Origin of the sequence: Termitidicoccus mucosus (assembly GCF_038725785.1) — a bacterium.
GTDB lineage: Bacteria > Verrucomicrobiota > Verrucomicrobiia > Opitutales > Opitutaceae > Termitidicoccus > Termitidicoccus mucosus.
Window position 1 is genome coordinate 7297711 of record NZ_CP109796.1, and the last position, 15688, is coordinate 7313398.

4 protein-coding genes are annotated in these 15688 nt (G+C 63.8%); 3 read left to right on the forward strand and 1 reads right to left on the reverse strand.

Annotated features, from left to right (window positions below; translation table 11 throughout):
* Positions 1-14 precede the first annotated feature (14 nt).
* The 3 genes from OH491_RS25600 (at position 15) to OH491_RS25610 (ending at position 14276) form a co-directional block, all read left to right on the forward strand.
* Positions 15-11303, forward strand: a complete 11289-nt coding sequence (locus OH491_RS25600; RefSeq protein ID WP_145928472.1) for an immunoglobulin domain-containing protein — start codon at positions 15-17, stop codon at positions 11301-11303.
* Positions 11304-11462: 159 nt separating this feature from the next.
* Positions 11463-13157: a right-handed parallel beta-helix repeat-containing protein gene (locus OH491_RS25605; RefSeq protein WP_068768416.1), complete on the forward strand. Its 1695-nt coding sequence runs from the start codon at positions 11463-11465 to the stop codon at positions 13155-13157.
* Positions 13158-13229: 72 nt separating this feature from the next.
* Positions 13230-14276, forward strand: coding sequence for a hypothetical protein (locus OH491_RS25610; RefSeq protein ID WP_068768415.1), 1047 nt, complete (start codon positions 13230-13232; stop codon positions 14274-14276).
* Positions 14277-14450: 174 nt separating this feature from the next.
* Here OH491_RS25610 and OH491_RS25615 read toward each other — a convergent pair whose 3' ends face one another.
* A complete protein-coding gene (locus OH491_RS25615) occupies positions 14451-15509 on the reverse strand; it encodes a glycoside hydrolase family 43 protein (RefSeq protein ID WP_068768414.1) in 1059 nt (352 codons plus the stop codon).
* Positions 15510-15688: the final 179 nt, after the last annotated feature.

Sequence of the window (15688 nt, forward strand, 5' to 3'; positions counted from 1 at the left end):
AAACCTCCACTTTTATGAAAATCGCGCCCCTTCTGCATCACTGGTCTCCGGTGTCACTTGCCTTGCTGTTTTTCGCCGCCCTCGCGCCCGCCGCTCGCGCGGAAACGGTCAACGCCCAAGTCACGGCCGACTTCAACGGCTATCTCTCAAACGCCGTCCTCTCCGCGGACAACAACCCCGCCCAGCTCCATGGCCTCGACACCGGCCTTGTCGTCACCAGTGGCACCAAGGACTGGCTCGGCGGCACCGGCGCTCCGCATACCTACGCCGGCACCTTGGCGTCCGGTCTCTCACCGGACTACGCCATCACCCAGTCCGCGGCCATCCCCGCCAATGTCTTCCGCGTTTACGCCCCCCGCTCCGCTGGCAACGCCCCACGCCAGACTTACCGCAACTTCATCGCGCCCATGACCGGCGCCATCTGGGGCAGTTTCCTGCTTCAGCAAAGCAAAACCGAAAGCGAGGACTACTCCGGCACGGACGTCTTCCAAACCACCGGACTCACCTTCAACGCCGTCACCATCAACCCCGACGATACCTCCACCGCCAACCGCCGCCGCATCTATGCCATCGGCCCCGATCTCGTCCTCGGCGGCACCAGTGCCACCGGTGCCGACGCCGTCACCGTCCCCGGTGTCTTCACCGCCGGCCAGACCGCCCTCGTCCTCTTCCGCCACGATACCGCCACCAAGCGCACCGACCTCTGGGTTGACCCCGCCTCCCTGCCCGCCGACCCCGCGTTGCTCCTCTCCGGCACCGGTGCAGCCTACTCCGGCACGCTCGACCTCCTCGGCACCGGCACCCTCGCCACCATCGGCCTCGGCGGAAACTACTACGTGGATGTCTCCGCCGGCAACGCCCGCAGCGGCGACCTCGACGCCCTCCGCTTCGACGCTTCCGCCCACGCCTACTACGCCGTCGCCGGCCTGCCGACTCCGCCCGATTTTCCCCGCGCCCCTGTCATCGCCGACTTCAACGACACTGCCGTCGGTCAGCTCGGCAGCAGTTCCTCCACCACCAACGACAACAAAGGCATCGGCTTCTCCAATGCCAAATGGGACGGCGGCAGCAATGACACCACTCCCGCCTTCTCCTCGGTCGTCGCTACCGGCGCCGAGGACCTCGTCGCCCCTGCCTACACCCGCCACGCCATCGTGCAATCCGGCCCCCCGCGTTGCGTCTGGGGCAACCACGGCACCGTTCCCGGCGTCATTCGCGGCGCTTGGCGCACCCTCACCGCCCCGCTCTCCGGCGAAGTATGGGGCAGCTTCCTCGTCCAAAACGGCAAATCCGAGCACAGCACCGGCCTCTACTTCAACCATGCCACCGGCGGCAGCGGCGCTCCCTCCAACCGCTCCATCGCCGCCGTCGGTACCGCCCTCGTCATCCGCAACTACAGCAACGTTGAAGTCGCCAACATCCCCAATGTCTTTACCCTCGGCGAAACCGCCCTCGTCCTCTTCCGCCTCAACACCGCCACCCAGCAACTCACCGTCTGGGTCAACCCGGTCCTCCCTGACAACGTCGTCGCCCTTGCCGACCTCACCCCGACCTGCGATATCAGCACCTCATTCACCGGTGCCGGCACCCCCGTAGAGCGTGTCGGTGTCATGATCACTGGTGGCCAGACCTCGCTCGCCGCTTCCGCCGGCAAACTTGACGCCCTCTACCTTGCCTCCGGCGATACCGGCTATTACGCCGTCACCGGCCTCGTCGCGAAACCACACATCCTCGCGCAACCGCAGTCGCAGACGCTCACTACTGGCGGAACCGCGACCTTCACCGTCAGTGCGACCAGCCAATGGCCGCTGTTGTATCAATGGACGCACGGCGGCACGGCCATCATCTCGGCCACCACCGGCACATTGACCATCCCCGATGTCCAGTCCGGGGATGCCGGGGCTTATCAGGTAATCGTGTCTCACGATGACGGTATCGGCTCGACGACGTCCGCCGTGGCGGCCCTGACCGTCGGCACACCCGAGCCGTTGGTGATCAACAGCGGACCGGATCTGTCACCGGCCGGGACGGTGGGGGCGGGCATGGCGGTTTCGATGGTGATCTCGGCCTCTGGCAACGAGCCGCTCACCTATCAATGGCTGAAGGGTGGCACAGCCATCACCAGTGCGACTTCGGCCACCTATGCCATTGCTTCCGTGACGGTCGCCGATGCGGGCGCTTACTCCGTCGTAGTGGACGATCCGGTCAACGACCCGCTCACCAGCGGTACTGTCACGCTCACCGTCGTCGGCCCGCCGCAGATCCTCACGCAACCCTCGGGCACGTCGGTCATCAAAGGCTCTCCCGCCGCGTTCACCGTGTCGGCCACCTGCGCCACCGGTCCGATCGGCTACCAATGGTTCCACAGCGGCACGGAGATTCTTGGAGCGACAGGAGTTTCCTATACTATTCAAAACGCAGACACGACCGACGCCGGCGGCTACGCGGTCAAAGTATCCAACGCGGATGCCCCCGCATACTATGTGATGTCCTCGACGGCCACGCTCACGGTGAGTCTGGTGGACATCGTGGATGCGCCGGTGATCGCGGATTTTAATGACTGCGCGGTCGGAAGTCTCAATGGAGCGTCCAACAATGGCAAAGGCGTCGGTTTCTCGGAGGAGCGGTGGAACAGCGGCAGCGGGGTCATTCAGGTGGTGGCGGAGGACTTGACCGCGCCTGCCTCCACACGCTACGGCATCGTCCAGCCGACCGCCGCGCCCTTCGCGCCACGCGGTTTATGGCAAAACTACGCCAACGGCTCCCGCCAGCAAACCCGCTTGCTCGCCAGTCCGCTCTCTGGCGCAGTATGGGGCAGTTTCCTCGTCCGCAACCTCAACCAAAACCAAATCGCCGGTTTGACCTTCAACGTTGATGGCACACTGGCCGACGGCAGCGAGACAAGCGCAACGCGCTGGCTCTACGCCAAGGGCACATCCTTGGTCGTGCGTTCCCACAGCGGTGCAGTGGTGGTCAACGAGGCGGATGTCTTCACCCTCGGCCAGACTGCGCTGGTGCTGTTTTCCTATGACACGGCGGCGCAGCGTCTCAAGGTGTGGGTCAACCCCGTGCTCACGGATACGGCGGAGGGCATGGCGGCCACCTCATCCACGTTTGCCTATGACAGCGGGGGGACGCCGCTCGACCTCTTCGGTGCCACCGGCCAGCTTTCGAAAATCGGCGTGGTGTTTGCGTCTTACACCACAACCGTCGCAAATGCAAACCGGCTCGACTCTCTCCGTCTCGCCTCCGGCGCCGACGGCTACTACCGCGTCACCGGCATTTCTATCCCCCCGGTCATCCTCACTCAGCCCGTGACGCAGATCAAGGACGTGGGCGAGCCTGCGACCTTCACGGTGTCCGCCACCGGCCTCGGGGCGCTCGCCTATCAATGGCTGCACAGCGGCACCGCCATCCCCACGGGCACGGCGGCCACGCTCACCATTCCCGCCACGGTGCGCGAGGACCGGGGTTGGTATGAGGTCGTCGTCTCCCATGCGGCCGGCGCCGGCGCTGCGATCTCCGATCCAGCCGCGTTGATTTTCCGGGATGAGGCGGTGCCGCTTGCGGTCACCTCGCTTCAGCTCATCCCCTCCTCGACCGTGCACACCGGCACGGCCGTTTCCATGATCGTCTCCGCCACCGGCACCGAGCCCATCACCTATCAATGGTTGAAGAGCGGTTCGGACATCACCGGCGCGACCTCGGACACCTACGCCATTGATCCCGTGGCGCCTGCCGACAGCGGCGAATACTCCGTGCGGATCAACGACCTCGCCGGCGTCCCGCTTGTCTCCGACACGCTCACGCTCGCCGTGCTGGGCCCGCCGGTCATCCTGACCCAGCCCGTCAGCCAGACCGTGGTGGGCAGCGGCAGCGCGAGCTTCTCCGTGTCGGCCACCAGTGTCAGCCCGATCACGTATCAATGGTCCCGCGACGGCTTGGTCATTCCCGGTGCGGCCGCTGCGACCTACGATCTCCCGCATGTCCAGATGAACGATGCCGGCGGGTATTCCGTGAAAGTGACCAACGCGGATTACCCCGACCAGTATTTCACGCTTTCGTCCACCGCGACGCTTACGGTAATTCCCACGGACAAGGTTGCCGCACCGGTGGTGGCCGACTTCAACGACTACCTCGTCGGCGACCTCAACGGCACCGCGAACAATGGCAAGGGCATCGGCTTCGGAGAGGAGCGGTGGAGCAGCGGCAGTGCGGCTGTGAAGGTGGCGGAGGGCGACTTGGCCGCGCCCGCTTCCACGCGCTATGGCATCACCCAGCCGGTCGATGCGCCCTTTGCTCCGCGCAGCCTGTGGTTGAACTATGCCGCTGGCCCCCGTCAGCAGATCCGCGCGCTTGCCAGCCCGCTCTCCGGCGCGGTCTGGGGCAGTTTTCTCGTCAAAAACCTCAACGAAAACCAATTCGCCGGACTGACTTTCAACGTCGCCGGCTCCTTGGGAGACAGCAGTGAGACGACCGCGGCATGCTGGCTCTATGCCCGGGGCGCGTCGCTCGTCGTGCGCGCCAGCGACCAATCCGAGTCGGTCGTGCCCAAGGTCTTCACCCTCGGCGAAACCGCGTTGGTTTTGTTCTCCTACGACACTGCGGCAAAGAAGCTAAACGTCTGGGTGAACCCTGTGATCGCGGGTAGTGCAGAGGCGTTCGCATCCGTCGCGCCCACCTTCACCAGCGGGTCCACGCCGCTCGATCTCTTCGGCTCCAGCGACCGGCTCTCGACCATCGGTGTCGTGCTCAAGTCCGGCGTCACTGACGCCGCGACCGCAAACCGGCTGGATTCGCTTCGCCTGAGCTCGGGCGAGAGCGGTTATTACCATGTCACCGGCTTGTCGGTGCCGCCGGTCATCGTCACCCAGCCCGATGCCAAGACCGTTGTGCCCCGGAACGAGTCCGCGACGCTCACGGTCTCCGCCACGGGCGTGGTTCCGCTTCTGTATCAATGGACGCTCTGGGACGTCCCCATCGCTGGCGCGACCGGGGCCAGCCTGACCATCCCCCACGTCCAGGCCGAGAATCAGGGCAAATACCGTGTCATCGTGAGCAATGACGGCGGCTCCGGCTCGGTGACTTCCGACCTCGCGGTGGTGTTGGTCAAGGAGGACCTTATCACGCTCGCCATCACCGGTCAGCCGGCGTTGGCCGAGTTTGGCGGCGGCATCGTGCCGCCCTACCTGCCCGACGGTGCGCCGCTCGTGCTTTCTGTCGAGGCGACGGGCACGCCGCCGCTCGAATACCAATGGCGCAAGAACGGCGTCGCCATCACCAGCGCGACGACCAGCGCGTTTTCGATTCCCGTGGCGAGGGTCGCGGACAGCGGCGACTACGATGTCGAGATCGTCGACCTTGCGCGGGAGCGAGTCACGTCGAATCCCGTCCCGCTTCGCGTCCAGATACCGCCGTCGATCATCACCCAGCCGCAAAATGCCGTGAGCTATGTGGGCGGGCCGGTGAGCTTCATGGTCGAGGCGGAGGGAACCGATATCACCTATCAATGGAAACGCAACGGCACCGACATCGCAGGCGCCGTCAGCGCGACACTGTCATTGACCAATCTCACCGCGGCCGACGACGGTGCCGCCTACACCGTGGTGGTGGCCAACGGCGTCGGCTCCGTCGAGTCTGCTCCCGCCACGCTCACGCTCGAGGGTGCGACGAAACCCGATCTTGCCGGTTCGGTCTCATCCGCCGCCGATGCCACCGTGGCAAACGGGACGCAGGCTGGCGCCAACCTCGACGGCACCGGCCTGGCCGTTTCCGCCTTCGGGGCGACGGACGGCGCACGCAAGAGTTATCTGTCGTTTGACCTGCCGCTGGCCGTGGAGTCCGTTGACGCGACCGATGCATCCCTTGCGCTGACACTTGGCGGCGATCCTTTCGTGAACGGCGGCACGGGGGCGACGCACCCCAGGAATCCCGTGCGTCTCCGTCTGCACGGCGTCATCAACAACGCCGACACCTGGGCTGAAAACACCGTCACCTGGGACACCGCTCCCGTCCGCGCAAACTCCGCCACCGCTCCCGGTGCGGGCACGGTGCCGCTTGCCGAGGTCACCGTCGATGTGGCGACCCGCCTCGCAGGAGACACGGTCACCTTCGGCGACCCGCGCATCGCGCAATTCCTCAACTGGGCCGCCGGCCGCCGCGGCGATCTCTATGGAAACGGCACGGCCAGCGACACGGATCACAAAGTGACTTTTGTCATCACCTCCATCGACGAGGGGACGGACTTCGCGGGCGTGCGGTTTGCCGACAAGGAGGCCGGTCCCGCCTCCGCGCCGGCGCTCGCCTTCGACACCACCGGAACCGCGTCCGCGGCTCCCGCCGCGCTTGAAAACGAACGCTACACCGTCACGCTCGCCGCCGACCTTGGCATCGATGTCACGGACAAGACCACCGGCGCCACCGCGCATTTCGCCGCGTCGTTTGAGGTGCTATATAATACCGCCGATCCCTCGCTCAGCTACGCGACCACGGGCGTCGCCCCGGAAATCACGCTGCCGACTTGGAAGACCGATATGCCCGAATTGGCAACCGCACCGGGCGACCGCGCGCATGATTATGGCGCGGCGCGCGGCACGCGTGTGCCGCTGCTGCCCGCCCATGCCGTCATCAGCGACGGGCAAATCACCTGGCGTTTCGCCCCGTCCGATGCGGCCATCGCCGGATTCCGTGCCGCGCTGGAACTGCCCACCGGTGCGGCCGCGCCGCGCCTCCGCTGGACCCTCGCGCCCGGCAGCGAGCGTTACTATGCGGTGTCGTTCACCGGACTGCCCGAGGTGCCCAACGAGGAAATCGACGCTTTCTACATGCCCGGCGTCTGGGATGGGCGTCGCTTCCCCGCCAAACAATATGTCATCGACGAAATCCGCGCCACCACGCCGGCTGTCCTGCGGAAAATAATCGACCAGACGGTTGTAGCCGGAGCGGCGGTGGACCCGTTTGAAATCCCCGTCCGCGTCTCCAACAAGGCCAACACCCTCTTCGGCCTTTATACCACCGACCTCACCGCGACCCAAAACCTCCCGGCGATTGCCGCGCCGCTCTACGGTGGCTTGGGCTCGCGCACGGATGGCACGCTGTCCTTCTCCGTGCGTCTCGTTGTCAACGGCGGCACGCTCGACGCGACCATCCGCGATGTCGTCACCGGCGTCTACGGCTTCCACGACTATCGCCAAAACCTCGCGGGCGGCTCGCTCAACACCGCCATCGACAACCTGGTCGATTTCCTCCTCACCGAGGACGTCGACCCGGTGGACGGCGTCGCCAAGGGCTACAGCTACTGGCGTCCCAACGAAAAGGCCAACGAGTATGTGAACGACAACCCCGACACCGTGCGCTTCCAGTCCGCCGCCACCGCGCTCGGCCTCGCCATGGTGCGCGACGATGTGGTGTATTACGAAAAACGCGCCCTGCCTTCGATCGAGTATTTTGTCTCCCGTCCGAAGGATTCCATGGTGTTCACCGGCACCGGTGTCGGCGAGCCGCTGGGCGGCCCGCTGTCCTCCTACTACGCCACCGATTACTTCACCCTCGCCGCCCTCACTGGCGGGCGCACCAGCGCCTACGCGACCTTGGCGGACCAAGCGTGGATGACAGCCACTGCCAGTGACAGCACTATCGGCGGCAAAACCCTCCTCGGCACCATTGACGCTGGCGCCACGCTCACCCGTGAGCAAGTCCTCGGCGATGTCGCGCACGGCGGCGGCTGGTCCTTCAAGCTCTGGCACTCCCTCATCGCCGGCTACAAGGCCACCGGCAAGGCCGAATACCTCGACGACGCCAAAATCCTCGCCGCCGCCTATATCAAATACCGCTACACCGAAGGCCCGGCCTCCGACTTCGTCGATGTGGCCAACTCCTTCTGGAACCAGATCGGCGGGCGCTGGGAGTCCTTGCTGGAAATGTCCGAGTTGACCGGCGACGTCACTTACGCAGAGCATGCGGCCAAGGCGATGGATGAATTTATCCGTCACATCCAGTTCGCCCCGGCACTGAACGATCTCACGGTCGATGGCTTGAGCACGGCTACTCCGGCGATCAAGTCCTCGTTGGTGTCCGAGGTCGGTCTCGCCGCCGAGGCATCCGCCTCGTCCGTCAGCCACCGGGGCATCTTCATGAGCGCTTACGCGGCGCCGTCGCTGATGCGCGTGGCGGGGCTGACCACCGATTCCTTCTATGCCGCCGTGGGCCGCTCCGGAATCATCGGGCGCTGGCTCAATTATCCCGGCTATACGATACGCGATCATTATTACGCCGACCTGCTCCGCGCCGATTATCCGCTGCGTTGGTATTCCGAATATTTGAACACCGCGCACATGAACCATCCGGCCATGCTGGCGCCGATCGCCATCGACTTCCTCATGGCGGACGCCGAATACAAGTCGCTCGGCGCGGTCAAGTTCCCGTATCAGTTCAGCGATTCGAAAGCATATTTCCGCGGGCGTGTGTTTGGCGGTGCGCCGGGACAATTTTATGGCGAAAACGGCGTCTGGCCGTGGCTGCCGCGCGGTCTCGTCACGCTCTCCGGAGAAAATGCCGTGCAACTCAACTACGTCGCCGGACACGGCAACGGCCGCCTCTATCTCACGTTCTCCAACCAGACCACGACCGAGGTGACCGCCACCGTCACCGTGCGCGCCGACAAGGTGCAACTCACGCCGGGCGGGCGCATGCGGGTCTGGCGCGACAATGTGCAGCAGAATTACGGCGCCTTCACGAATGGCGCCACCACCGTCACCGTCTCGCCAGGCGGCTTCACCGCCGTCGCCATCGACAATGCCACGCCTGTGCTCGGATTGCAGGCGGATTACCAGAACGGACATGGCGGCGCCTTGCCGGCGGAAAGCTTCAGCCAGCGCAACGATCCCCAGATCGGGCAAGTGACGGGCGTGGTGCTCTCGCTCTCCCCGACTCGCCAGAGCGCGTATGTTTACGCTTCCGCCGGCACGGCCACGCTCCAGTCTGCGACGTTGACCTACAGCATCGACGGCGGGCTGGAGCAGACGCTGCCGAAGAACGAATTCCCCTTCGAGTTCAGCGTGCCGCTCCCGGCGGGCACGCAGTATTTCACCTATTCGGTCTCCGGCACGCCTGTCGGCGGCGGCTCCGCCATTGGCGGAATGACTGATACGCTCTATCTCACCACGCCGCCGCTCATCACTCGTTACCTGCATCCCGAGAGCCAGACCAAAACCAGCGGCGAGGCGGTGCTCTTCGGCGTCGAGACCGATGACCCCGGCAATCAATACACCTACCAGTGGTTCAGGAACGATGTGCCGATTTCCGGCGCGACGTCCTCGTCCTACGGATTCCTGTGCACGACCGCCGATGACGGAAGCGAATATTACGTCGTCGTGACCAAGGGGCTTATCGATGTCGTAAGCGATCCGGCGACACTCACCGTTTCCGCCGTGCCCGACGTGGTGATCACAACCGATCCCGCTGGCACCGGCGGACCGTTGCCCGAGGGCACCGTTTTCACGCTCACCGTCGTCGCGCAAAACGCCGACAGTTACCAATGGTTCAAGGACGGCCAGGTCATTCCCGGCGCTGTTTCGGGTTCGTTGGCGCTGGCCGGCGCCGCATACGAGAGCGGCGATTATCACGTCGTCGCCTATGGCTTGGTCGCGGGTGTCCGCGGCTCGGTGGCCAGCGCCGCCGCCACCGTGATATTCACCCCGGTTCCGGGCGCGCCCACGATTACGGCGCAACCGCAGGGCAAGGCGGCCGCGACCGGCACGGCGCTTGCGCTCTCGGTCGCCGCCACCGGAGCCACGTCTTACCAGTGGTATCATGACGGCGCGGCGCTTTCCGGGGCGACCTCGTCCGTGCTGAACCTTTCCGGTCTGTGGACGGACAATGGCATTTATCACGTCGTCATTTCCAACAGCGCAGGCAGCACGGTCAGCCGGCGCGCGGTGGTCACGATCCTGCCGGGATCAGTGAACATCATCGAACAGCCCGTCGGCGGCATCATCCAGCATGGCTCCCCGTTCACCCTTTCTGTTGCGGTGGGCGGCGAAGCTGAATTTCAGTGGCGCAAAGACGGCGTGGCCATCCCCGGCGCGACCTCCGCCACGCTTGCGCTTGCCGGCAAGCCTTCCGACGCGGGCGTGTATGATGTCGTCATCACCACGCCTGTCGGAGAAACCATCAGCGCCCCGGCCACCGTGACGGTCACGCCCGACCCCGACAGCCGCTTCGCGCAATCCTCCGCGATCGCGGCGGGCGCTTCCGGCACCCTGTATGTCGCCGATGCATCCCGGCACATCATCCAGGCGATCGCCCCCGACAAAAATGTCACCACCTTCGTGGGCACGCTCGATTCGCCCGGCGCGGTTGACGGCGTGGGCACGGCCGCGAAATTCAACACGCCGGCCGACCTCGTCTCGCGCTCCGGCACGCTCTATGTCGCCGATGCGGGCAACAACAGCATCCGCACCGTCACGCTCTCCACCAGCATGGTCTCGACCTTGTTGTCCGGCACTGTTTCCGACACGACCAAACGGCTCTCCAATCCCTCCGCCATCGCGGTGGATGCGGCGGGCAACGTTTACGTCGCCGACACGGGCAACCACGTCATCCGCCGGGTCAGTGCCTCCGGCACGGTCACCACGCTGGCGGGCGCGCAGGGTGTTTCCGGCACGGCCGATGCCAGCGGCACGCAGGCGCTGTTTAACGCCCCAGCGGGGATCGCATTGCTGGAAATGGGCAGCAGCGGAACACTCTATATTGCCGACACCGGAAACCACACCATCCGCGCCATCGCTCTCGATGGCAGCGCGGTCTCGACCGTCGCGGGCCAGCCCGCCGTGGCGGGCAGCGACGACGGCCCGGGCTCCGCTGCGCTCCTCAATGCCCCGCGCGGCCTCGTCCTCGACGGCCCCGACCTCTACTTCGTTGATACCGGCAACTCACTCGTCCGCAAACTATCCGGCGGCACCGTCACGACCATTGCCGGCTACCCCGGCATCGACGCCATGCCCGGCGTGCCGGGCTTCAAGGACGGCTCCGGCACCAACGCGTGGTTCAACCATCCCGAGGACATCGCCCTCGCCCCCGACGGCACTCTCTACGTCGCCGACACGGGCAACAAGGCAATCCGCGCGATCGACACGGACGACAACGTCGTCACCCTGTCCGTTACCGCCACGACCAGCGGCAGTTCGCAACCGCCGTCTGACGGTGGCGGAAGCAGTGGTGGCGGTGGCGGCGGCGCGCTCAGCCTGTGGGCGCTGGCCCTCCTGACTCTCTCGTTGATATGGCGCCGCTGCCGCACCCGGTAAGACAGGAGCGCGGGCATTCCTGCCCGCGAAATGGAGGGACGGTCTCCGTGCCGTCCGCTCCGGCGCTTGTCAGGCAGCTCGCTTCGCTCGGAACTCTTTCCTCTTTATCTTTTCTCGTCCCACACCGGACGGCACGGAGGCCGTCCCTCCATTTTTCCCATGCACCATTCGGGTAAATTATCGACGCGCATCGGGCGCTTGGGCATCGCGCTTTGCGCGAGCCTGCTTGCGCTCAATGCCTCCGGCATCAACGTGCGCGATTTCGGGGCGGTCGCCGATGATTCCATTTGCGACCTCGCCGCAATCCGCCGGGCGGTGGCCTTTGCCCGGGCCAACAACGTGCGGGAAATCAACTTCGATCCCGGGACTTATGACTTGGAAGTGAAGAACCCGGAAAAGGAAATAGCGATCGACCTGAACGGTTTCGAGGATCTTGTATTCGCCGGCGCGGTGAACGCGGATGGCACGCCGGCCACCCTGCTTTTGAGAAAATATGAATTTTCCGGCAACATATCCGCCCGGCAGATTCTTCGCGCCATCAAGTGCAAACATATCCACCTGAAAAATTTTGTCCTGGATAACGCGCCCCGATACACCACCGCGGGCAAGGTTGTCGAAAAGGACGGCGACCGGGTGATCATGGAGATATTCGACGGCAATCCGGCGATTGACGGTTGTGTATTTTATTGCGGCAACGCCTGGGATTTGAAGACCGGCTCGCTTAAAAAAATCGGCAGCCTGACCTTCGGCGCCGATGTGGCGGCCAACGAAGGGGCATACACGCTCAGACTGCTTCCGCAAACGGCGTCAACAGCGCCCCGGCGCATGGTGCTCGCCAACGCCAAGGTGGCCGCGATGCTCGATGTCGGCGACGGCGTGAGCTGGCATTTCGGCTGGGAGGGAAACCAGCTGAATGTCACGATGAGCGAGGATGTCCGGTTGGAAAACATTCACACGTATAATGCCATGGGATTCTGCGCGTCGGTCTCGCGCTCCAAGGATGTCTTTGCCAGCAATCTCGTTTTTAAACCCGCAGGCAACCAGTTGGCGGTGGGATCGCGGGACGGGTTGATGCTGTCGTGCAACCGGGGCAGGGTGGTGATGGACGGCCTTCACATCGAGGGTGTGCGCTGGGACGGCCAGAACGCGCACGGAATCTTTTTGTGGACAAGGGAAATCATGGATAGCCGGACCGTTGTTTTGGAAAGCAGGAGGGGCTCGCAGAATGTCGAGATCCAGCCGGGCTCGTCCGTCGGATTCTATACGGCCCCGGACGAGGAACGGGTGCTGACCGTCAGGCAGGCCGTCCTGAAAAAGGACGGTGCGGGCAAATATCATTACCAAATATCCTTCGAGGAGGAATTGCCGCCGGGACTTGATTCCAGCATGCCGGTGTGCGTTTACGCCTGGAACATGGATGATTATGTGGTGAAAAACAGCCGGTTCAGGAACATAGCGGGTTGCGCCAGCCTGGTCCGGAACCGCGGGGTGAAAATAGAAAATTGTATTTATGAAAACATCATGTATCCCGCCGTGATGATCGGCCCGGCGATTCAGGAGCAGGAGGGGCCGGTGGCGCGGAATATAATGGTGAAAAACAACCGCTTTATTAATTGCGGCTGGCAGACCCGGCACGGCGCCGTCGGCGCGGTGAGCGCAAAAGTCCAGGTTTGGAAAAATGCGCTGGCCCCGTTCATGCGCGACCTGCAAATCGAAGGAAATTATTTCGAAAACTGCGATGTTGCGGTGCAGGTGGAGGATGCCATAAATGCAAGGGTCGCCGGAAACTCATTCAACAACGTCAAAGACAAGATCCTCGGCAAAAATCTCCGCGACAGCATGCTTCTGGAGTAGCGCCCGCGGGCCGCCGCCGTGCCTTCGCCGCGGTGATTTCCATCCCAATCCAACATCAAAATACCAGTCGTTATGAAAACCAAATCCATCCCATCCCTCGTCGTTTCCTCCCTCCTCCTCGGCGTCCTCCCTGCCGGCGCGGCCACGACCCATCTGTTCAACGGTCCCGACAACGCGGAGTTGCTCGATCATCTCTCCCCGTCCGGCTTTTCCACCGGCGGCATCATCCACGTGCGCGGAACCGGTGCCTCTGCCAGGGTCGCCAGCAATACGAAGAGCTTTTCGGCCGGCCGGCTCTACGTCGGCACCAGCGCCGGCGCCGGCGTGCTTTACCTCAACTCCGGCAATGTCTCTCTCACGGACGGCGCCCTCCAAACCCTCGCCATCGGCCAGACCACCCACAGCGGCACCCTTTATATCAAGGGCGGCAGCCTGGCCATCAAGGGCGGTGTCAATATCGGCTCCTCCACTCCCGGCACGCCGGGCGACGGTGCCCTCGTTATCACCGGCGGCTCCCTCACGCTCACTGATTCCGACGCGGCCAAAAAAGCCATCATCGGCATCGCCACCGGCGGCAACGCGAACGCATCCGGCTCCGTCGAAATCAGCAACGCCTCCCTTACCGGCGGTTTCATTATTGGCAACTCCTCCGCCACCGCGCCCGCCGGTGCCGCCCGCCTCATCGTCCACGGCGACGCAGGCGTCACCGGTGTCGCCAAAAACGAATTCACCCTGCGCAAGTCCGCCGCGATCACCTTTGTCCTGACTCCCGGAGGCGGTTTCAAAGCCTTCGACCAAAGCCTCTCCAATCCCGCGCAAGTCAACGACACCATCCGCATCAAGCTGGATGTTTCCCGTCTCGATCCCGCCACCGTCTCCGCCCGTTCCTCCGGCGCGATTGACCTTCTCAAGGTGAATCCGCAAACCGAGGATTTTATGTGGAATCGTCTCAAACGAATCCTGGTCCTCAGCGGTTATGACGAGGGAACCCTCAACGCGGGCGGACGGGACACCGGCACTTATGCCTTTTCCGTCAACGGTTCCAAATACACCTTGGCGTTTGGCTGGGACGATGCCGGCCGAACCCTGAAATTATTGAGCCTCTCAAAGCTCCCCTGAGCAGCGGAAATTCAAAAGAAACCGTGGCCGCATTTATAGATGGAGGGACGGCCTCCGGGTCGTCCCTTTGCACCGAGGCGGACGGCACGGAGGCCGTCCCTCCAATTCAAGCATCGTCCACAGTATAATTTGATATGCTTTATCCCTGAGTCTTTGCGCGGGACAAAAACGCGCTCATTCGCCAGTCATCGGCACGGGGATCGGCTCATCGCGCTCGACGGGGTTCCCGAAATCAGGGAAATCGCCCTGGGTCCAATGGAAGGGTTGCGCGAAAATGATGCGGCTCCAGCCATCCTTGCGCTCCTGTTTAACGTGGTAAACAAACCAGTCCTGCCTGCCATCGGGGGACTTGACGAACGAGGCGTGTCCGAGGCCGAAGGTTGTCTCGGTTGGCGCAAAGACAGGGGAGGGGTGTTTGCGCCAGGCGCCGGGCGCGAGAGGATCGGCGCCGATGAGTTCGAGCAGTCCCATTTTGTAGGTGGCCTGCCAGGAGCCGCTGGCGGAATAGACGAGAAAGATGCGTCCGTTGCGTTGCAGGATTTGCGGCGCTTCGTTGAGGCCGCGGCCTTGCATGGATTCACCGACGCGTTCCCATTGGTAGTCGTTATTGTCGCAGAGGCGCACGCGGTTTCCGGAGATTGTCCAGGGGTTGCTCATGGGCGCGGCGTAGAGCCATTGGATGTCGCGTTCGTCCTCCCAGCCGGACCAGATGAAGTAGCGTTTGCCGTTATAGGCGAGTATGGTCCCGTCAACGGCCCAGCGGTTTTTCTCTTTCGTGTCGATGTGGTCGCCGGTGTAGAGTTCGCCCTTGAAGGTGTATTCGCCCTGTGGATCGTCGGTGGCTGATTCGAGCACGATCATGCGGTGGCTGGCGTTGTTGCCGTCGGAGGCGGCGACATAGATGTACCAGCGTCCGTCGAGACAGTGGAGTTCGGGCGCCCAGATTTCGTTCGAGTAGGGGCCGGTGGCGGGCGCGCGCCAGACGATTTGGCGTTTGTCTGGCGAAGTGAGGTTGTTCGAGCGCCAGACGGCGACGCCCCGGTCGGTGTCCGTGAGCGTCCAATAGTAATGGCCCTCGTGCCGGATTACCCACGGGTCTGCGCCGACCGCGATGGGGTTTGAAAAGGTGGCGGCGGGTGGATTCCGGGGCTTGTCGCGCCTGGGGCAGGCCGTTGCGAGGAGGAGCACGGCGGTGAGCGCGGCTAAAACGAGCGGATGGGAAAGGGACTTCATGGATATCTGACTGTTTCGGATGTGCAGAGATATAAAAAGAGAACGAACGGCGGCTGCTTGTCCATCGTGTATGGCAAGTGGATGCGGTGTTTGGCGAGGCGCGGACTTGCCCCATCTCCGCGACGAAGGCGAGATAAGTCGCGGCGCGCGTGCCGCTGCTTCCAGCAGCCAATTTTAAA